Below are 21,002 nucleotides of genomic sequence, written 5' to 3' on the forward strand. Positions count from 1 at the left end.
AAAAAAGGAGATGCTTTAGCAACTCTATGATCTTCCACTTAAGCAGCCTTTCTTTAATGGAATAACAATGAATTGAAAAGTTCTACCAGAGAGGTTCTTCTTCATTGCATAATTAATAAATGAATGGCATATGAACGGTTGCTAAAGCCAGCAAAATAACATTGATTCCTATAATACTAGAATAGGATAGATGCGAAGTTAATAAAAAGAATTGAATAATAAGGACTGGAAGATATAAAAGAGAAGCACGTACCCTTTATTTTGCAGATAAATACTGGACACCTTCACAATAAGGACATCTCAAATTGATTCTAAATACCTGAGTGATCGTGTCTTTCCAACTCCATTTCCGACCACAATTCTGACAAGTTGGTATTTATACAACTCCCCTCTTTATTTAGTATCCTGCCCCGTAAGCTTAAAAAGTGTAAATGGCAACAAAAAATAAAAATGCTGCTGCAAGGATAAAAGATATCGCACTTGTTTTCTTTTTTGCTTGTAGTTCCGAAATCCCCGTAACCAACATAAACACACCTAAGAACAACATCATATATGGCATAAACTCAAAGTTTTTAGTAATTAGACCATAACCTGCTAATGCTATAACAATAACTGATAAGATAACTTTTATTATTTTCAATATTTCCATCTCCCCTATTAAGCCCCTGTACAATTTCTTGTTTAATCATATTATTTCGAACTCTTTTTTGTTATAAAAATGGAATCCCTTATTGAACTAACATGCTGCGTTAGTTCAATAAAGGAAAATGAGAGGTATCATTAAACTTATTTAAAACATTCTGCTGAAAACTATTTTGACTTAGAACTGTAATACCTCCTACTGATGAAGAAAAGTATGCGTTAACAATCCTTTTAGGTTCAAATTTCATCCACCAAGCTATAATATAACCCAAAGTACCACCATGTGTGACAATCAATAAATTTCCCCCCTTTTCCATTTCATATATCCTATCCATACAACTACAAACACGACTATAAAACTCTCTCCATGTCTCTCCATCTTTAAATTCTTGATAATCTAAATCAAATCCACTATTTTTCCTTGGTATTCTATTTTCTCTTGCCCAATCCTTTGTTTTTCCTGCTGCAATACCAGTATTTATTTCACGAAGTCCTTTATTTTTGATGACTTTTAAGTTTATCTGATTGCCAATTATTTCTGCTGTTTGTGCTGCTCTTAATAAATCAGATGAATAAAAAGCATATTCGTTATTATCTACTATTTCCTCTTTTAATTTGTCCCCTATAAGTTTTGCTTGTTTTCTCCCTAAATCTGTTAAAGGTGTATCTGTCCATCCTCCTGACATGTTATTTATATGGTGTTCTGATTGACAATGCTGTATCAAGATAATGTTTCTCATTCAGACTTCCCTCCCCTAAAAATTAATTTATTTCAAATTATCCTCACTTGTAGAATTATATCAATATTTTAATATCTTATTAAGCTAAACTGCTTCGTTAGTTCAACAAGAAAAAAAGCTAACTAAGACCTCTCGATCTTAAACTAAAGCATCCGTTAGTCTGACCCCCATGATCCCGGTGCATCACAGACTGTCGCATTCTATACGAATAGGACTCACGGGAGATTAGTCCTACTCTGGTTATTGCACCAGCCTGCCTTTATTCTATGAAGAATGGAGTTGGTTACTGACTAACTTTCAACTTAATATAATCATTTTGTAGGCTCAGTCTTTTTTGTTATGCTATTTTATTGATTTTGATAGTTCTTTAATTTTCATGTGAGTTTAAGAAGAACAGAGACACTTATTAAACAATTGCACACTATTATGGAATAACGAATATAGAAACAAGAATGCTAATTAGCTTTATTTTTCTTCAACTAACAGTCTCTTATTATAACAAAAGCCCCTTTCAGTTGGCGCTGACTGTCGTTTTTGAGACAGTAAGAAAACACCTTATAGTGCAGCCAGTTGACGGTATTTTACCGGCGACTGGCTGTTTAATTTCGTTTGAATACGGATATTGTTATAATAATCAATGTAGTCTTCGACGATTTGGATGACATATGCATTTGTTGTCCGGTGAATTTCGTCGAGATAGAACGTTTCAGACTTTAGTGAGGAGTGAAACGTCTCAATTCGGGAATTATCAGCGGGCGTGCCTTTGCGGGACATGCTCATGGTAATTCCTTTTTCTTTCACTGCGTGTTGATAGGCATACGACGTGTAAACCGAACCTTGATCACTATGCAAGATACAGCCCTCTGGCAAGTCTGGCAACTGCTTGAGTGTATCTAAGACAAATTGTGTATCTTGCGTTTGCCCAATCGTTTCGGCAATGACCTCGCTATTAAACAAATCAATAATACTTGAAAGATATAACATGGATTGACCAAAAGGCAAGTAAGTAATATCTGTGACCAGCTTCTCAAACGGTTTCTCCGATCTAAAATTACGTGCTAATAAATTCGGCGCAATATAAGCTAGCTGTCCAGTACGCTTACGTTTCTTCACTTTCACACGACATTGCCACCCGTATTTTCGCATCACATCTTGGACTGTTTTCTCACAAATTACTTGTTCACTTTGTAAGATGCTTGTCCTTCTTTGTTTCAATTCCACTTTCCTTTTTCCAACGGTAATAGGTTGAACGAGGTACACCCAGATGCTTACAAATTTCCGTGATTGGCATAATTTCGCTTAATTCCTCGACAAGCTGCACGACTATTTTGGGAACCACGTCCTCTCCAACTCTGCGTACTTTTTTAAGACCTCAATCTGTTGTTTTAAATAACGATTTTCTACTTGTAATTTAGCTGTCTCCGTTTCGTACTGAGGACCTTTGCCGAAGGCATATTGTTTTCCAACTGGTTGTTCTAGGCGGTGTAATTGACCCTCACGATACAATTTCATCCATGTCTTTAATTGAGAGTGGTTCCGAATAGTTAACGTCGCTAATACCTCTTTCACGGGTATTCCGGCCAAACGCATCTCAATTGCCTTCATTTTCACTTCTACTGGATAGCTCACTCTTGTTCCCATAAAAAAACACCTCCACGTTGTCTAGTTAGGGTATCAATACCCGTTTTTCAACGAAAGGTGTTTTTATTTGTCTCATATTTCTAGGTCAGTGCCGTTTACGGTTGAACTAAAAGGAGCTTTTTATTATTTGTTATTATCATATAAATCTTTATACATAATACCAACAAGAGTAAAAACAAATACAGGGATTAAAAAAAACCTATTATTTGTCAGGCTATTCGCGGAAGTATTATCGAATAGTATACTTACTATTAAAGCAATTATAATAATCACGCTAAAAATAATAAATATCATTTTATTTACCAAAAAATACTCTTTTTTTATTTGAATCACTAAAAATACTATTGTAAAAACAATTAAAACAATACGAGTTATAAATAAAAATTCATATTGAAGAAAAAAAGTTGCAAATAAATATAAAAGAACTATTAAATTAAAAATTATAGGGAAATTAATTTTTTTCATAATAAACTCCTAAAAGTAGATTGATTGGCGTTGTTCAACAACCTGGTCCGATTGTTGAACACAAATTATAAAAAACTCTTCAAGTAACCTGCCCCGTTAGCCATACATGTAGCGCAAAATCAGCGCTACACTACAGAGAATGAAAATGTGTGCAGTACGAGTATAGATTAGGACGGCTGGCGAAGAAGGTCGATGAACTATGATGCCGTAGAGCCCTATCCGTTAGTCTGACTCCAACGACCACGGTGCATAACATAATGTTGCACCCAATAAGGGTAGCACTTATGGGAGATTAATCCTACTCTGGTTACTGCACCACCCTTGCTATATTTTTTTTGAAGAATCGAGTTGATCCTTGATCTACCTTTCAATTCAATTTTATTTTTTGCAGGGCTCAGTCTTTTTTTAAAAATTTTTTCTGAGCTTTTTATTATGTGCTATTATCAATAATAAGAGTTTTTTATTTTCACGGGAGTTGAATAACAGTCCACTAATACTATTCAGATTTTTAAGCATATATCTTTCAAAAATCATATCCCATTAATAATTAGTACCCTTTTATAGACTGAACGGCTTAGCTATAACTAATGCTTTCTATTTTGAATACGTTTAATAATTCAACTAAATTAAACCTACTCGTTAGCTGAAGAAGGAGTCTTACATTTTACGGTTACTTTAACTTATATGAATGTCTGTTCCATACCGAAGCAATTCTAGCCTCATTGCCAAAGATTGGGATGCAAAGTTATCCCACGATGTGCTATATAAAGCAATTCGTCCTTGTTTTTGCACCTCTGTTGCCCAAACATTTGTAACATCTATACCGTATCCTCGTCCACGGTAATCTTCATGTGTGAATATACTTGCTTCGTCTGCTTTTGTGGTACTCCTTGCACTACAACAAATGGAAACTGGAATATCGTCCTCAACTATTACAAAACAAGGTTGCTTATGCTCAAAATCCTCAAATGTATATGGAAAATAAGGCTTTAAAAGTTCTTTATTTTCATGAGTTACTTGTATTGCTTGTGTATGGGCCTTGTCCCTTACAACAGAAAACACATACGCTGGTCCAATCCATAAATTATTTAATTTACTGTCTATGCTTAAAACATTGATTACTTCTCCTAGATAAGCATCAGGATTTGTACCAATAACCTGTTCTAACTTCCCTACAAGGCTCGCATCCAGCTTATTTGAATACCTTACTACACTCCCCAGGTTGGTGCCGCCAATGAAAATTCTTGTTGCAACATCGTATGGTGGTTCATTCACGACTGTTACTCGATTTTCAGTATCGTGTTTAAATAACACGTTTACATGATTTTCCATCAATTCTAAGTCAGATAACATAAACATTCCTCCATAATTTAAACCTATCAATCTAGGCGTTGTTTTTGTATTTTGATGTACTGACCTGTCCGTTAGTTGAATACAAAAAACTAACAATAGACCTTAATAAAGCCTATTGTTTCAATGCAAATACAAAATACCCTCTCTTTCTATACAATAATAGCTTATTTGACTACGCCCAATGAAATGTACCCTCCTTGACATAGTTATTACCACTTCATACCTTCTGGTTGATCAAAGATAGAAAACCAGATTTTCCGGAATTGATAATGTTATACTAGTTATATAAATTTGACTGATTTTCAATAAGATCAACCTTTCGCAAACGGACCAGATTGATTGTTAGATAGAGTTTTAAATATCAATATTTTTGGGGGGATAAGATTGTTAAAGATTTCATTAGTGCCACATAATAAAATCTATGCAAAATCAATGTCTGCACTATCATCGGCACCTCAAGTAAAAGATGCATTAGGACTTACCAATGACCAAACTTCACTTGGAGGTACTATTGATTTTATCAAGTTTATTCTGGTGCAAGAAAGACTAGGTAAGCAATATTCAAGAGTCATTCTTGATGAAACCGAAAATTTAATTGGCGTAATTACACTAAAAGACATTGATAGCATCACTAAAACTTGTCATATTGGTACTTGGATAGGGCATCAATATTGGGGAAAAGGTTATAACGCATTAGCTAAATCAGAAATTCTATATATTGCCTTTACAATATTGAATTTAGAACATGTATTTGCAGGAGCGAAGTTATCAAATGTCCGTTCTCAAAAGGCCCAAGAGAATCTTCCTTATATAAGAATTGGTGTACAATCAGAGTTTCTAGAGGAACATAGTAAGTTAGAATCGCAAGTGAATTCACCATGCATTTTGAATGTAATAGAGAGAGAAATGTTTTTGAAATGGCATCCAGACAACAAATAATTACTCTTCCACAATCGGGCCAGATAATTAAGTAAGGATTAAGATATTTATTGACTATACAATTTGTTAATTAATATGCACACAAAATAATAATTTGGGGGTAAATATGGACTTAGAATTATTAAAATTTCAAGAAGATGATTTTGATAGTTATTATAGTCTTGTTTCGAACGAGAGTGTAATGGCGCAAATAACAGAGCGGGCTATCCCTTATGACGAAGCCAAAGTAGATTTTCAAAAGTTGTTAAAACGCAATGAAAAATATGAAAAATACGGATCGTATAAAGTCTATGATTGTTTCGATGAGACCTTTGTTGGACTTGGGCATTTGACACTAAATGAAAAACAAATTAGTGAAGCAGAAATTGGATATATGTTGCTACCAGAATACTGGGGGAAAGGTTATGGGACAGAGACGGCCAAAAAAATAATTGAAATTGCAAATCAATTAGAAATTATGGTGTTAAAAGCTATTATTGATCCAGAGAATCTCCCTTCTAAAAAGATATTGAGTAACCTGGGTTTTGAATCCCAAGAGTTTTGTGTAATAGACGGTTTATCAGGGGAAGTCCTAAGTAAAAAAATATAAATCACTTTACCAATCCATTGTTCCATTAACGGGTGCGATTATGGAAGATCATAAGCCTAATTCCTCTTTCAAGATACGATGGGGTTAGGCTTTTTTATCTTTCAAAATCCTTACCATTGTAATTTTGCTCTTTCTTGACGTTACCACATTGGTAAACTCATTGGCAACGAGTGGTTAGTCTTGCGGGAATCGCTGGTGAAAAACATGGCAGAAGCGGTACATTCTTATGACCGTAATCACTAATATAGTGGGCAAATCATTTATAAACAAAAAGGACTTCAAATACAGTAATGGGTTCTATTTAAGGGGAAAATGATAAAAGACATAAACAGTAACACTTATTTTATAGACCAAAAAAGCATCAATTATAGCACTGATGCTTTCTATTTTTGAATACGTTTAATAATTCAACTAAGTCGCCCGTTAGCCATACATGTAGCGCAAAATCAGCGCTACACCACAGAGGATGAAAATGTGTGCAGAGCGGGTATAGATTAGGACGGGTGGCGAAGAAAATCGATGAACTATGGTGCCATAGAACCCAATCCGTTAGTCTGACTCCAACGTCCACGGTGCATCACAGACTGTCGCACTCTATACGAGTAGCACTCATGAGAGATTAATCCTACTCTGGTTATTGCACCAGCCTGCCTTTATTCTATGAAGAATGGAGTTGGTTTTTGATTAACTTTCAACTTAATATAATCTTTTTGTAGGCTCAGCCTTTTTTTAAAAAACTATTTCTGAGTCTTTTTTTTATGCCATTTTATTGATTTTGAGAGTTCTTTAATTTTCATGGGAGTTTAATAAAAGATATTGTAACACTACTAAAATAATTTCCCTATTCAGTTAGATAGTTCCCTAATTCGAGTCTGCTTTTTCTTTCTTTCCAATGCTATAACCAAGTACAATACCTAAGATAAGGAAAATTAATACATCCATTTCAAAATCTTTTGTTATCAAACTTAATACTACCGCTGCCACAACTGCCCCTAAGATTGCTAATAATAAATTTTTCACAAATCGCCCTCCCTCAACCGCGTAAGTTCAGATTGATTTAATATTATAATTTTATACTAACATTTATTTATTATAGTTGAAATGTATTATTCAACTATAATGCCCCGTTAGCCATACATGTAGCGCAAAGTCAGCGCTACACCACAGAGGATGAAAATGTGTACAGAACGGGTATTGGATATTTAGGCTAGGAGAGGAAGGTCGATCAACTATGGTGCCATAGAGCCCATCCGTTAGTCTGACTCCAACGACCACGGTGCATCACAGAATGTCGCTCCCTTACGAGTAGCACTCATGGGAGATTAATCCTACTCTAGTTGTTGCACTAGCCTCCAATACTATTCGCCGTAGAAAGGATGATTACAATGGAAGTAATCATTGAGCATGCATGCGGTATGGACGTTCATAAAGATTCGATTACTGCGTGTATTATGACTCCAAAAGGAAAGGAGATTCGAATGTTTTCTACCAAGACTGTATTTCTATTACAGTTGATTGACTGGATTAAGGAGCATTAGTGTACCCACGTCGCGATGGAAAGTACAGACGTCTTTTGGAAGCCTATCGTTAACATACTAGAATCTGAGAATATTGAGTTTCTAGTCGTGAATGCCCAACATATGAAAGTAGTGCGGGTCGCAAAACCGATGTGAAGGATGCCGAATGGATTGCCAAGTTACTTCGTCATGGACTACTCAAAGCGAGTTTTATTCCTGATCGAAATCAACGGGAACTTCGGGGTTGGTTCGCTATCATCGCAGCATTATTGAAGAGCGTGCAAGACAACATAATCGGATTCAACAAGTGTTAGAAGGAAGCGAATATCAAGTTGGGCTCCGTAGTCTCCGATATTATGGGTGTTTCAGCTCGTGACATGCTTAATGCCATCGCAGATGGCGAGGATGATCCTATAAAAATTGCGCGCTTCGCTCGACGTACAATGAAAAAGAAAAAAGATGATCTTGAACTCGCTCTTCGTGGATACATCAATTCACACCAACGGCTCATGATAAAAACCATTCTCACTCATATTGACTTTCTAAGTGAGCAAGTTGAGCTACTAAACCAGGAAGTAGCTTCTAGACTATCCTCACACCAAGAAGATATTGAGCGGTTGGATTCTATTCCTGGCATTGCTACACGTATGGCTGAACAAATCTTAGCTGAAGTCGGAACCGATGTCGGAAATCAATTTCCAAGCTCTTACCATCTATGTTCCTGGCCATAACGAAAGTGCTGGCAAAAGGAAATCCACGAATATGAAAAAAGGAAACAAATATTTAAAGTCAGCTTTAATAGAAGCCGCTCACTCAATAAGAGGGTCAAAAACCTATCTTGGAGTCATGTATAGGCGCACTGCAGCACGAAAAGGTAAAAAACGTGCAGGTATTTCAGTCACCCATGCCATTTTAAGGATCGCCTATTATCTCTTAACACGCAAAGAGATGTATGTAGACTTAGGCGAAGATTATTTCGACAAACAAAAACAACAATCCATTGTACGGTATTCTGTTCGAAGGCTCGAAAACTTAGGGTACAACGTTACAATCACTGAACCAGAAGTCTCCTAATCCAACAAATAATCTGAGTCAGGAACTAGACGCTGCACTCTTTTTTAAAAATATTGAGCAGTGTCTCCTTTAGCGTTGTCATTTTTGCGAAGTTTGGCATTTAATTTTCATGGAAGTTGAAGTACAATATTTCATAAAATTTGGTTATACTGCTCTATATCTTGAATTAACCTCCGGACTGACTGTTGCCAAAATTCCAACTCAGAAAGATCTAATTGGAAATGTTTTTTAATTAGTTGTTCAAGTGGCAGCATCCCAGTTTCACTTAGGAACCCTTTAAACTTTTGATTAAATGATTCATCCGTTTTAGCAAGTTCTAAAAGTCCAATACTTAACAAGAAGCCAAAAGAGTATGGATAATTATAAAAGGGAGTATTCGCTTGATAGAACTGTCCATATTTAATCCATACAAAAGGCTCATTTTCACTTAAACTGCTTCCATATGCTTGTTCCTGAAATTGTAACGAAAGTTCTTCCATCTGTTTTGCATCTAATTGTCCATCTTTTCTAAACTCATAAAACCTTTTTTCAAATAAGAAGGCTCCTCTAATAGACATCAAGTAATTTAGGGAACGCTCAATCTTCGAACCAAGAATTGCTTTTTTAATAGACACATCGTTTGTGTTTTGAATTACATAATCAATAAATGCAGTTTCGAAAAAGATTGAAGAGGTTTCCGCCATTGTCATTTCAAATGTATCTTCTGAGAACGAAAGGGATGGAACATATTTCATTTGTTGGAAATGCCAAGCATGACCTAATTCATGTGCAAGTCTTCTAGCACTGTCTATGCTATTGTCATAATTTAATGAAATCCGTGATTCGCCTTCTGGAGTAAATGGAGCACAAAACCCACCCGAAGATTTTGTTTTACGTTGTTCTGCATCTACCCATCCCTTTGTAACTACTTCTTTTACAAATTCACACATACTCCTGTCAATATTTACAAGAGACTTTGTTATTCCATCGATCGCTTGTGAGAAAGTAATCTGAAGAGAAACTTCTTGAGATGAAGTCATCAACTCATGCCAAGAAATATTCTTTTTCCCTACTTCTTCTGCTTTAATTCTTAAATAGCCGGAAAGGTCATGAATATTGGAATCTACTGCATCCCACATAGTATTAAGTGTTGATTTGGATATGCCATTCAATTGTAATGATTCATCAAGGTAATCTACTTTTCTTATCTTGTTTTCATTAAGTCTTATTCCAACCATTTGATTATAAATAGAAGCAAAAATATTTGCTTCTATTTCAAGGGTTTTGTTTAGTTCTCTAAATACATTGTGCCTTTTAGATTGTTCTGGCTGAGACAAGGATAAATTGCTAGCTTCAGCAAAAGAAATTTCATTTTCTTCATGATTAAGATAGACTTTTACTTTCAAATTGTTACGAACTTGTCCATAAAGGTCTTCAAGACCACTTAATGTTTCTCGAGTAAAGTTTGATATAATTGTTTCTTCACTATTTGTTATTTTTACATCCTTTAGTAACTTAGCTATCAAACTTTTTTGATTAATATTGTTAGACCAATCTGTAAATTGTTTTTCACTCATATTACTTAGGTTCTCTTGCAAATTTGATATTATAAAGCGTACTTGGGATTTTAAAGCTGATATGAATCCATTTAATGATGTAAGGAGGGAAGGGTCAATATTTTCTGTAGTTAAGCAGTAATAAAAGGATTCTGCTGATTCAATCTTATTAATTGCTTGCGAAATAATGATCAATTCGCCGTCATTCAAGTTATTTGTTTTTGAATACTCCTCGACTTTTATCAATTTTTCTTTAATACTACCCAAATAATTTTTAAACTTTTCCATGTCTAGACCACATAGAAGATTACTCAAATCCCAACGAATTGATGTATCAAATGTTTCCATACACTTCTCCTCCTGTTATTGATTATACTTTAAATGCTACACACTGATATTTACATCAAGCCCCAATAATTCTTTGTTGAATATTAATAAATCACAAAGAATAAATCCCCTTTTTTTAACTAAACTGCCCGTTAGTAAAAATGCGCCTCTACTTATTTTAGTAACGCACGCGTTCGCCATACATGTAGCACAATTTCAGCGCTATATGTATGGCGAACGGGTAGGTTAGTTGAATAATACTTGGGATTTGCACCCTATAGATTACGCCCATGCTTGGCACACCGAAAAAATGATTGAAAATTAAATCCCAATCATTTTTATCTTTATAACACTAAATTTCCTCTATATTTTAACTCTTCGACTGATAAATGATCTGCTTCGCCATCTAAAATATGTTCCACATCTTGTAGCGTTTGTGACATTGAAACAGCTTTACCTTGTTGTCCTGTATATGCTGCTGCTACGAATAATGGTTGTGTGAAATACGCCTCTAGTCGCTCTCCGAGATTATATGTCTCTAACTCGACTGCAGGAATTTTCTCAATCCCATGCACAGCTACTACTGAACGTAACTCACGATATCGACGAAGTAATTTTTGTGCACGTTGTCTCAAATTAAAGTGACGTTGGTCCAAGTCAATCCCTTCCAAAATAGAAGAAGTTGAATAAATTGGATGTATAGCTGGGTATTGGTGTCGTGTAGCCAAGTCTGCATCCAATTGCCACAATGTTTCAAGTGGACCATATGGCATCTCTTCATCCACAGCTTCTCCAGAGAGATCAACAAGAATTGTTGTGATGTTTTGAACTCTTTCTGCCACTAATCGTTCCTGCAAATCTAATAGTTCACCAGACGCATTAAAACTCTTGTCTGAAATAAAAATTACATCTCCGTTTTGTGAAGTTAACTTTGAGAATGTCTCGTCGATTGTCGCCGTCACTATATCAGCCAATTCAGTCGTGCCTTCAAGCTCCGGATGATTCGTTGTTGGAAGTAAAAAGACCGTTGTGTAATCACTCTCTTTAAAACGGTGCATTAATTCGGCTAATATAACAACTTGCCCCATGCCTGGACGAGCCACTAATCCAGTAGTACCTCCTTTTACAAGTGGTGCAAAAAAATCCAATGTTTTAATTTTCGTTTCAATCATATTCAGTTTCTCCCCTCGAATTATCAAGTCGTCTACTGAACAGTTAGCAAGTGTTGCGAGACCGACTAAAGTGCGGACTTCTGCTTTTCCTAAATCGATTTTACCTGTGCATAAATTTGACACCGTAGCCGGTCGAATTCCAATTGATTTTGCTGCGGATGTTAAATTCGGCACCTTTCTTCTCAATAATGCCACGTTTAATCGAATATCATCCATTTTAGATTCCCTCCTTCGTTACTTTAAACAGTAATTTATTTTACTCCCAAACGCAACACTTATTACTTTTAAAAATAAAAGAGACCATCTTCTACAGTTCAACGAACGCACTCGTTGACTTAATAAGAACTAACTTTCCAACTCAATATACTCTATAGTTGTTTCCATTTATCCCCACCTATTTCCTTCTTTTCTCCTTACAAACATACATCGAGCAGTAAAATTCTCTCCATTTATTAGATTCTTTCTCTCCCTAAAACTAAAAATCCAAATTCATTTTTTCGAATAGTGAATGAAACAGTTTCAAAACATTGTTCAGGTCATTAGGTATGGTAGTAGACATCAGGTTTATCAATATTTGAATGTACCAAATAACCCAAATAATCTTTAGACATACAGCTCCTAATTTTCGCGTTGGTCTGATTTTTCTAGCACCGCAATCTTTACTGTTTGGACATCAATTTGTCCGCTTTAATGTCTAACTGTTTTAAAAATAGATGATTCTATTGTTACATCCGGCATCCTCCATTTCACTCCCCTTCGCTATTTTTGAGCAAAGAAAAAGAACGCCCAGTGGAACGTTCTGACTTGTTGCATATAATTAATTTACAAATAAAATACGCTAGTTTACTACTTAGTAATACCTTCAAATTCCTTCATTGTCTCATTAATTTTAGATTGAGTTGAAATAACCGCCCTTTGTGAATTCTCCGTTACTTCACTGACCTTCATTACTTCTTTTGTAATGTTGTCTACGTTGGCATTCACTTTTTTTATCGCACCTTCGACATCACCAGCCAATTTTCGAACCTCTGTTGCCACCACATTAAAACCGAGTCCATGTTTCCCTGCTCGAGCCGCTTCAATAGCTGCATTCAATGCCAAAATATTAGTTTGCGAAGAAATGTTTCGTATTGATTTAGAAACTTCACTTATTAAATTGGTTTGTTCCTTCAAAGATTGAAATGCTTTTATGTTCTCCGTAGAGTTATCAGTAACCATTTCCCCTAAGTCCTCAGACAACTTTTTTAATTGAGAAACTATTTCTATCGTTTTATTTTCGCGTTCTGTAATATTTGTTGCGATTTTAAGTACAGCATTTACTTCACCTTTATCGTTTAGAACGGGAATATAAGTAGCTTCTAGGCAAAGTAAATCCTTTGCTTTACTAACCCTATGAATCTTCTCTTGAAACTTTTTACCTTTCCTTAGATTATCCCATAGCTCAGCATATTCCTTACTATTCCGGAATTCTAAGGTGCAAAATTGTTCATGTGACATATTCTTCATTACGTTGACACTATACCCCAAAGTCTGTGCAAAGTTCTGATTTGCCCAAATAACCTTCCCATCCAAATTGAATTCTATCATAGCTAAATTAGATTCTAGTGAAGCTAAAACCGCTCTTTCATTCAATACTTGGGTACTAATATTTATATTTGTAGCAATGTTCATGTTCATGTGCCTACTTCCTTTATAATAGATTTCCTATTCTTAAAAACATAATAGAAAAGAGTGGAATTACAGATTTTATTTCCCATAATAATTCCTCTACACTATACTACTACAAAGGAGGACGAAAGACCTTTTTATCACCATCAAGTATTACGGTACCAAATTACCTAACTCAACACAGCATCGGTTTACAAATGTAAAAAACGCCCGAATGGACGTTTTCACATTAATAATTATTCAATTTCACTACTTTGCAGTTTGTTCCTGCTGCGCGTTACGCATTTACACTTTCGGCTTTGCGACCCTGTCTTGCATGTAATCTTTTCATCGCAAATCTTGCTATTGGCTGTGCAACCAACAGTTCAATCCAAAATGCTATACCAAAGTTTCTTGGCCAAATGTGAAAGAAATTTTTAAATGGTTCTAGGCTTATTTGTTTCGTACCAACCCAAGTTCCGATAATCGATAGAATAATAGATAATACCGTAACATTCAATAAAGTATTCAATAGAATTCTGGCATTAAACCCATCTGATTGTCCCACGAATTTTGGTATCAGCTTGCCAACAATCGGTCCCGCAATCAATCGTACTGATAAAATTACGATTATCCACATAAACGGAATAATCTTTAATGTATCTAGATATACCTCTTTACTGAAGCCACGTTCCAACCCTGTAATAATAGGGGCGATTGTGTTTACTGAAATAATTGAAATGATTAATAAAAATAATATACCTTCTCTTCCGTTTCTAGGTAGTCTTGTTTCTCCATGCATGTTTGTCATCTCCGCGAATAATATTTCAGATGGCAGACGTATCATGAGACATATATTTTTGGTTAATGAGAAAGCCAATATCTCTACACACTGATTTACTAATCATAGCATTTTCTTCAAATGAATGTCACCTCTCCGTCAGCCATTCCACACTCCTTATTTTTGGATAACCAGACTAATCGCATTGCTATCCTAGCCTTATACCTTCTCTATCTTTCGGCTTTCGTTTCGCGTATGCAGCATGCCGTCAACGGTAGATTTGTTTTCCCTTAATTAATAGAAAACCACCAAACGCATTGTTTGCCAGTTTTCTTTTTGGAAAGTAAAAGAACGCCCGGTTGGACGTTCTCCATTTGTACTTATTCTTAGCGCTGAACCTTAACGTATAAACGCCAAATCTCTCTCAGCCAAAGCATCTTTCAGCCAGCAAGGATGCATTTTCAACAAATCTGCTGGCAAAGCTTGTTGTTCGAAATATTGAATATCGAGTGATTCCGAAGAATTGCATCGAAGTTCTCCGCTTATAATTTCAGCTAAAAAACAGGTTGTTATAAAATGAACTATTTTTCCTTTAGGGTATGAAAACACCTGTGAATCTGGATCAGAGTAAACACCGATTAGCTTAGTAATTCGTATATCTAAATTCGTTTCTTCCTTCATTTCCCTAATAGCTGCTTCGGATACTGTCTCCCCGATCTCTACATGTCCTGATGGGATCCCCCATAGCCCCACATCAGCTCTCTTCTGCAATAATACTCGATTATCTTCATCTAAAATAATAATAGCGACTCCTGCTTTAAGTTCGTTAATTTCCTTCATTTCAATTATCCCCTTAAGTAATAAAATAAGGCTGATTGAGAAAGTTTCAATGCATCATATGCTGAAATTTTCCCCCTCGAACCTTTTATGTCAATAGGCACCTTATGCAACCTGTAAAAGATACGATCCTTGGTTTCAGACGTTTATAAGCAAAACCCTAGTTATAGTTCTCCAATATATTGATTTGATGGACTATAAATCATGATACCTATAGTACTATTTAAATTCAAGAGATACTCCAAGAATTCATTCAACGACAATCAAAATCTCGCGAACACACGTAATTGCATCGTTAGCCATGAACCCCAGCTCCTCGATTCGCTGCTTGTCGCTGAATCTGGGCGCTAATAATAATGCGGGGTTTGAATCGGATGGTTACTAAGCTGTTGGGTTGGGTTGTAACTTCGGAAATTGTTTAGTTGGCCATTGTTGCATCGAGATTACAGGTCAGGTTCAATCGGTGTATGCAGCAAGCAAGCCCACGAAAACACTTGACTGAACGTAAGAAAAGCACCCAGCAAGATGCTAAATAAACTCATAACTTTTACCTGTTGGATACATGAAAACGTTGTACCATAGCAAGATTATATCCTTTTATATAGGAATTCCCCATTATATCTTGATGAATGTGTTTATCTTGTATCATTTGAGTAACTTTTATCGACGCATCTTCTAGACTACTCGCAGATAAGTTCATAATGAAAGTTTCATTATCATTAAAATGAAGTGTTATCTGAAATTCAAGCATTTTCTCACCTCCCGCAACCGATGTTATCAGAAATATAGGTAAACTAAAAGTTAACACTCGTATGTAATTGGACTGTTGCATAGTTCTACATACAAATTATCGCACTCCCGACTTGCCTTTAAGTTTATCTTCTTTATTCTCTAAGAACAATATCTCGACGTATTTGGCATTTCTGACATTTGCATCACGATGGAGCCTTTCAGGTGTCGGATGGGACGTGCTTATCCAAGAGTACTTCTTCACCTCAAGAATCCAACGAAGAACTTCTATCCCTCTCACATTTCCAACTACGTGGATACGCTCTTGAATTATCCTTAACTTCGTTCCTATCTAATGACTTGTTGGAGATGCTTACTCCTTCGAAAAACATCTCTAATCCTTTCAGTTTGATTGATTCCCATCGACTTTTCCTACTTTGGTGCCCCATTAGCTGTTTTCGGGCAAAATAAGTGCAAAGACTAAAATCCAATAATAAAACAAAACAACCGTTAAGTTGAATCAGTGTCCTCATTTTTTCCGATAGACGATTATTTTGATTGTGAATAAAATTTTCATTTTGCTTGATACTACTGTTAGTAAAAATATATAAATGAGGTGCTAAATGTGTATTACTACAAAGAAGAATTGATCAATCCCGTCACTCCTCCCGATAAACCCGACCCTGAAGCTGCAAAAGTAATGCAAGAAATTCTAGGTGGGCATTTTGGAGAAATGCGTACCATGATGCAGTACTTTTTCCAAAGCTCCAATTTCAGAGGTAAGGAAACACAATATCGCGACTTACTTCGTGGTGTGTTTTTGGAAGAAATCGCTCATGTTGAACTTGTCCAGAATACAATCAATCAAATGTTAAATGATTCAGGTGAATCTGCTGTACCAGGTAATGCTGGCGTCGATCAAGCACCTCTCGATGATGCCGTTAGACACGCAAATCCTCATCACTACATTATTGGTGCTCAAGCCTCTCTCCCTGTAGATGCTACTGGGAATCCTTGGAACGGTTCTTGGGTTTATAGCCATGGCAATTTGATTAGTGATATGCTCGATAACCTGGTGTTAGAATCAACCGGTGTCTTGCAAAAAACTCGAATTTACGAAATGAGTTCTAACAAAACATTTCGCGAGACATTAGCTTTCCTAATCGTGAGAGATAACGCACATCAGAATGCGTTTGCAAAAGCATTGGAAACGCTCGGCGTTGATTGGGGCAAGCTGTTCCCTGTCCCGAATTACGATATAAATAAATATCCTGAATGCAGAAAATATGTGGAGTTAGGGTATCATAATGCCCAGTTCAATTTCAGATTAGACCCAACTAGAATCGGGGAAATTTTCCAAGGACAGTCCCCTAGCAGAAATAATGGCGAACTTAAAGTTACTCCTCCACCTGCTGGATTCCCGGTTCCTTTACTGCCTGACATGCCAAATGAACATAGTCCAGGTATTCAAGACATGAATAACTAAATTCTTTCAGTCCCTATATAAGGGACTGTTTTTTTATCTCTTCGTGTAACTAACCTCATTAAATAGAACCTCACAGAACTCAGATTTATAGGATTGTTTCCAAACTGTCACCGATCCATAACTGACTAACCTATAATTAAGCAGATTTCGTAGTAAACTTACATTAGATAAAGTCAGAATGGAGACTATCAAATGACAGTTACAACATGGATTTGGATATGGATTTGTATTATTATCTTTGTTTTAGAACTCATTTTCATCTATTTCGTCGTCCATAAAAGTTATCGATATAAACATACGATTGATCCGATTGATGATCATATAGAAGAAATGAATAGAGAGTGAATCGATATAGATTAATGAATTATTTCTATGAAAATTAATTTATACATATAGAGCGGACCGGCATATGACAGTAAAAGTCCTTTCTATCATTTTGACAGCGCATCAAAAATAGTAAGTTGCTGCACCACGGTTAACACTCCCTCACAGAATGTTTGGTGCTGACGAATATACGGATCGTCCTATCGCTAGCACTCCACATCCAATCCCTGGTGCGTCGTTCAATATCTTTCAGCACCTCTAACAGTAACCGGGTTAAAAGTTTGATTATTTCTTCGTATGAGGTCATTCAGTTATCTACTTCGCTTTTTGGTCAGACTATGCGTTCCCACTTATTGCACTAGCTTGTAAATTTGAAATAAACTCCTAAAAAAAACACTTTTAGTTACAGTAACCATGGTACAATCATTCTAAAGGAGGGATATCCTTGAGATACATTCTAAGTGTTATTATTTCGATTCTTGTAATAGTTTTACTGCTTAAGCTAATAGGCGTACTGTAAACAGTCACATTATCTTTAAACTAAAAGTCAGTGGTTTTTTTCCAGGTTCTGCTTCTATATCGCTTAGGTGCCTGGGGGAAGAAATTGATTTCGTTATGATAATATCTAGTCCTCTTCTTAATTTACTGCATATAATGGGTCTCCCATTTCCTCGTACTGTGCGTTAAAGTAACGAACTGTCAGCCTGCAAAAAGCCATTTGTGGTGCTTTCAAATTCCTGTAATAAATCCCTATCTGTGTGATCCTGCGTATTAGGCGCATTCATGAATTTCATAAATGCATATTCTTTAGTCCGTAGATTCGGTTCGGCCTCGTTTAGAATTTCATCCACACTTTCCGCTACAATGACTTCGATATACATTTCTGTTGCCTTTTTATAAGGAGTTGTCTTCAAGTCGTTTTCCTCCACGTTCACCGCTACCAAGCCTTAATGCTCGTTTTTATTACATTCGCAATAAAATAGTTTAATAAGTTTCCATCACATCTGCTACATATTTTGGTCGAACTGCGTACTACATTTTGATGGCTTTCACTGCATTTTCACTTTGCAAAAAAGCAAGAATCCTCAAGGAACATTGAATGTAATAAGCTAATAAAAAGCATAAAGAATATTAAGGTATAGCCAGTCATACATTTAATCAATGTTGTTGTTTGTAATAGATATCAAAGTATTACAGAGGGAGAATAGCTATGAGCGTTGAGTTTGTTTTAATGGCACCAACAGCTCTTCAAGTGTTTAAGGCAGGAGAGTCCAATCCAAAAAAAGTAAAGCGGATTGTTTATGGGCAAGCTACATCTGACGCAAATGGTATAGCCACACTTTATTTCACAGAAAACGGATTATCTAATGGTATTCCATTATTAACAACTATTGACTATGCTGTATCAAGCGTATATTCTACAAATCCTTCGATAAATGCAAGACCGAGAGTACAAATGCGAGAAAAGAATGTTGCTGCAAAATTCGTCTCTGCTAATGTCACAAATAATAGTAGTATAGTAGTACTAGGAATTAATGTATTAGGTTCAGAAAATCCAGTGAGTGGAATTCTTGTAGATTTTATGATTTTAGGTAGCTTTGATAGGTAAGAGAAAGCGACAATAATTTTGAAAAACGTGGATTAACAATGGTTGTTCGAAATTTCCGGGCATAAATCTCAAGATGACTGTGATAAAGACTGCTGATTATTTTTAATCAGTGGTCTTTTCTTTTCGGACAGCACATGTTAATAACCCACCTATTTGCCTACTACTCCTTTGTATTAGACTCTTTCATAAGATTGTTCTATCAAAGTATGTTAGTTTGTATATAGGCAAACTTATCGAAAGGTAAGGACGCAAAGCCAAGGGCCTAATACAACTATTTGTAATGGTAGCCGGTTACCAAGTGTATTGCTTTCTATCACTTGTTAAAAAGGATGAGGATCATTTTCAATAAATCAGTAATGCTCGTAGATGATTCAAAATTCATGAGAAATCTATTAAGAAAGATTATCGTAAGTAACGGTTATTATGTCGTAGCTGAAGCTGGGAGTGGAGAAGATGCTGTGCCTCTTTATAAATCACACTTCCCGCATATCGTTTTATTGGATATCACTTTACCAAATATGAACGGTATCGCTACGCTAAAAGAAATTAAGAAAATAAACCCCAATGCTCGTGTTGTTATGTGCTCAGCCTTAGGGACTCAAGATTTAATAATTGAGGCTTTAGAAAATGGAGCCGCAGATTTTATCGTGAAGCCTTTTTTTGATGGACTTATTACCCAATTAAATAAAATCTATTGAAAAACATAGTACACTAACATAAAAGACCAAGAAATTACGGTCTTTTTTTCATCTTAAATGTACAATTCGTGTTTACTCCATCACTTCCCCCGCCCATGCATCCAACCAATTTAATAAAATCCTAACGCGATTAACAAAGTCAAAATAATGAATGTCCATCCTTCAAACGAGGTCATTACTGTCGCCATAACTTCCAAGCCTCTTGCCTTTTCTCATACAACTCCCGCTGCAACAATGGCTCGTACACCACAACCTTGTAACGGGATGGCCACTCATTTAAAAACCTCGAAGTCAAATTAGCGAAAGCCTACAGTGACACATTCACTTTTCAAATTGGTGGAATATTTGGAGATTGTTTTCATTTAAACCCCTCATAAGCCTTGAGGCATAAGCATTGTTGCTACTATGAATTATTTCGTGCTAGACTAATCAGCCGTTTCGTACGTACGTTCTGCAGGTGTGATAATATGATAGTTTCAGCATCCAGGTACTAATCGACTATGCCACGCCGTTAAAGTAAAGTCGTAGGAAATCTTTTGAATTCGTGTGGTTGGGGGACATTCAGGGGGACACATTAAATGCGGACAGGCGCACGACTTATAACATAATAACAGCCACCTTCTCAATCGAGTTGGTGGCTGTTTTTTTACTCACTTTTCATTTCCCAGCTTTTCAAACAAGTGGTTGACTTTATCACACATTTCTTCAGTTTCACCAGGATCAATCTCTTGTCTATTTCTTTTTTAGTAATCAACAAGGTGTTTGCCCTTCATTTCCTCTTTTGCAAGAATAGGATACTACAGATGGAGGTGAAAGAATGAATTTTAATAACCACTTCTCTAATCGTAAATGTAGTAAATGTCACATCAGTCCATGTTCTTGCAAAAATATATGTAG

Annotated in this window: 17 protein-coding genes, 2 pseudogenes and 1 riboswitch; of the genes and pseudogenes, 7 read left to right on the top strand and 12 right to left on the bottom strand. The window is 35.9% G+C overall.

Features of this window, described 5'->3' with window-relative positions; genetic code table 11:
• Nucleotides 1-418: 418 nt before the first annotated feature.
• From MKY15_RS19210 to MKY15_RS19230, 5 genes and pseudogenes are all read right to left on the bottom strand, one after another.
• Nucleotides 419-649 carry a DUF3953 domain-containing protein gene (locus MKY15_RS19210; RefSeq protein WP_231885671.1) on the bottom strand — a complete coding sequence of 77 codons (231 nt, stop codon included), beginning with the start codon at nt 647-649 and terminating at the stop codon, nt 419-421.
• 100 nt (nt 650-749) lie between these two features.
• Nucleotides 750-1,382: a histidine phosphatase family protein gene (locus tag MKY15_RS19215; RefSeq protein WP_338656586.1), complete on the bottom strand. Its 633-nt coding sequence runs from the start codon at nt 1,380-1,382 to the stop codon at nt 750-752.
• Nucleotides 1,383-1,937: 555 nt separating this feature from the next.
• Nucleotides 1,938-3,023, bottom strand: a pseudogene (locus tag MKY15_RS19220) (IS3 family transposase).
• A 123-nt stretch (nt 3,024-3,146) separates the two neighbouring features.
• Nucleotides 3,147-3,488, bottom strand: a complete 342-nt coding sequence (locus tag MKY15_RS19225) for a hypothetical protein (protein WP_338656584.1) — start codon at nt 3,486-3,488, stop codon at nt 3,147-3,149.
• 675 nt (nt 3,489-4,163) lie between these two features.
• Nucleotides 4,164-4,841, bottom strand: coding sequence for a GNAT family N-acetyltransferase (locus tag MKY15_RS19230; RefSeq protein WP_342538265.1), 678 nt, complete (start codon nt 4,839-4,841; stop codon nt 4,164-4,166).
• Between the two features lie 384 nt (nt 4,842-5,225).
• Between MKY15_RS19230 and MKY15_RS19235 the strand changes: the two genes are divergently transcribed.
• The gene (locus MKY15_RS19235; RefSeq protein ID WP_338656581.1) at nt 5,226-5,780 is read left to right on the top strand and encodes a GNAT family N-acetyltransferase; all 555 of its coding nucleotides are present in this window, start codon (nt 5,226-5,228) and stop codon (nt 5,778-5,780) included.
• A 106-nt stretch (nt 5,781-5,886) separates the two neighbouring features.
• Nucleotides 5,887-6,369: a GNAT family N-acetyltransferase gene (locus MKY15_RS19240; protein ID WP_340742154.1), complete on the top strand. Its 483-nt coding sequence runs from the start codon at nt 5,887-5,889 to the stop codon at nt 6,367-6,369.
• A gap of 861 nt (nt 6,370-7,230) precedes the next feature.
• Here the strand turns inward: MKY15_RS19240 and MKY15_RS19245 are convergent.
• Nucleotides 7,231-7,389, bottom strand: coding sequence for a hypothetical protein (locus tag MKY15_RS19245; protein WP_342538266.1), 159 nt, complete (start codon nt 7,387-7,389; stop codon nt 7,231-7,233).
• A 365-nt stretch (nt 7,390-7,754) separates the two neighbouring features.
• Here MKY15_RS19245 and MKY15_RS19250 point away from each other — a divergent pair.
• Nucleotides 7,755-8,960 (top strand): annotated as a pseudogene (locus MKY15_RS19250) (IS110 family transposase).
• 131 nt (nt 8,961-9,091) lie between these two features.
• On the opposite strand, the gene MKY15_RS19255 reads toward MKY15_RS19250, so the two are convergent.
• The 5 genes from MKY15_RS19255 to MKY15_RS19275 form a co-directional block, all read right to left on the bottom strand.
• On the bottom strand, nt 9,092-10,843 hold the full coding sequence (locus MKY15_RS19255) for a M3 family metallopeptidase (RefSeq protein WP_342538268.1): 1,752 nt from the start codon (nt 10,841-10,843) through the stop codon (nt 9,092-9,094).
• Nucleotides 10,844-11,166: 323 nt separating this feature from the next.
• Nucleotides 11,167-12,210, bottom strand: a complete 1,044-nt coding sequence (locus MKY15_RS19260; RefSeq protein ID WP_067209562.1) for a hypothetical protein — start codon at nt 12,208-12,210, stop codon at nt 11,167-11,169.
• A gap of 630 nt (nt 12,211-12,840) precedes the next feature.
• On the bottom strand, nt 12,841-13,665 hold the full coding sequence (locus MKY15_RS19265) for a methyl-accepting chemotaxis protein (RefSeq protein WP_342539787.1): 825 nt from the start codon (nt 13,663-13,665) through the stop codon (nt 12,841-12,843).
• Between the two features lie 274 nt (nt 13,666-13,939).
• Nucleotides 13,940-14,443 (bottom strand): hypothetical protein, encoded by a 504-nt coding sequence (locus tag MKY15_RS19270; RefSeq protein ID WP_342538269.1) that lies wholly within the window; start codon nt 14,441-14,443, stop codon nt 13,940-13,942.
• A 378-nt stretch (nt 14,444-14,821) separates the two neighbouring features.
• The gene (locus tag MKY15_RS19275) at nt 14,822-15,262 is read right to left on the bottom strand and encodes an NUDIX domain-containing protein (protein ID WP_067209570.1); all 441 of its coding nucleotides are present in this window, start codon (nt 15,260-15,262) and stop codon (nt 14,822-14,824) included.
• A 1,351-nt stretch (nt 15,263-16,613) separates the two neighbouring features.
• Between MKY15_RS19275 and MKY15_RS19280 the strand changes: the two genes are divergently transcribed.
• On the top strand, nt 16,614-17,474 hold the full coding sequence (locus tag MKY15_RS19280) for a manganese catalase family protein (RefSeq protein ID WP_342538270.1): 861 nt from the start codon (nt 16,614-16,616) through the stop codon (nt 17,472-17,474).
• Between the two features lie 192 nt (nt 17,475-17,666).
• Nucleotides 17,667-17,819 carry a YtzI protein gene (ytzI, locus tag MKY15_RS19285; protein WP_338656573.1) on the top strand — a complete coding sequence of 51 codons (153 nt, stop codon included), beginning with the start codon at nt 17,667-17,669 and terminating at the stop codon, nt 17,817-17,819.
• A gap of 662 nt (nt 17,820-18,481) precedes the next feature.
• On the opposite strand, the gene MKY15_RS19290 is transcribed toward ytzI, so the two are convergent.
• Nucleotides 18,482-18,712, bottom strand: a complete 231-nt coding sequence (locus MKY15_RS19290) for a hypothetical protein (protein WP_342538271.1) — start codon at nt 18,710-18,712, stop codon at nt 18,482-18,484.
• A gap of 296 nt (nt 18,713-19,008) precedes the next feature.
• Here MKY15_RS19290 and MKY15_RS19295 point away from each other — a divergent pair, with 296 nt between their 5' ends.
• Both MKY15_RS19295 and MKY15_RS19300 read left to right on the top strand, forming a co-directional pair.
• Nucleotides 19,009-19,407, top strand: a complete 399-nt coding sequence (locus MKY15_RS19295; RefSeq protein WP_340742155.1) for a hypothetical protein — start codon at nt 19,009-19,011, stop codon at nt 19,405-19,407.
• A gap of 213 nt (nt 19,408-19,620) precedes the next feature.
• Nucleotides 19,621-19,706: riboswitch (cyclic di-GMP riboswitch) on the top strand.
• Between the two features lie 81 nt (nt 19,707-19,787).
• The gene (locus MKY15_RS19300; protein ID WP_342538272.1) at nt 19,788-20,105 is read left to right on the top strand and encodes a response regulator; all 318 of its coding nucleotides are present in this window, start codon (nt 19,788-19,790) and stop codon (nt 20,103-20,105) included.
• The last annotated feature ends 897 nt before the right edge of the window (nt 20,106-21,002 follow it).

This window comes from Sporosarcina sp. FSL K6-1540, assembly GCF_038620285.1.
Taxonomy (GTDB): Bacteria; Bacillota; Bacilli; order Bacillales_A; family Planococcaceae; genus Sporosarcina; species Sporosarcina psychrophila.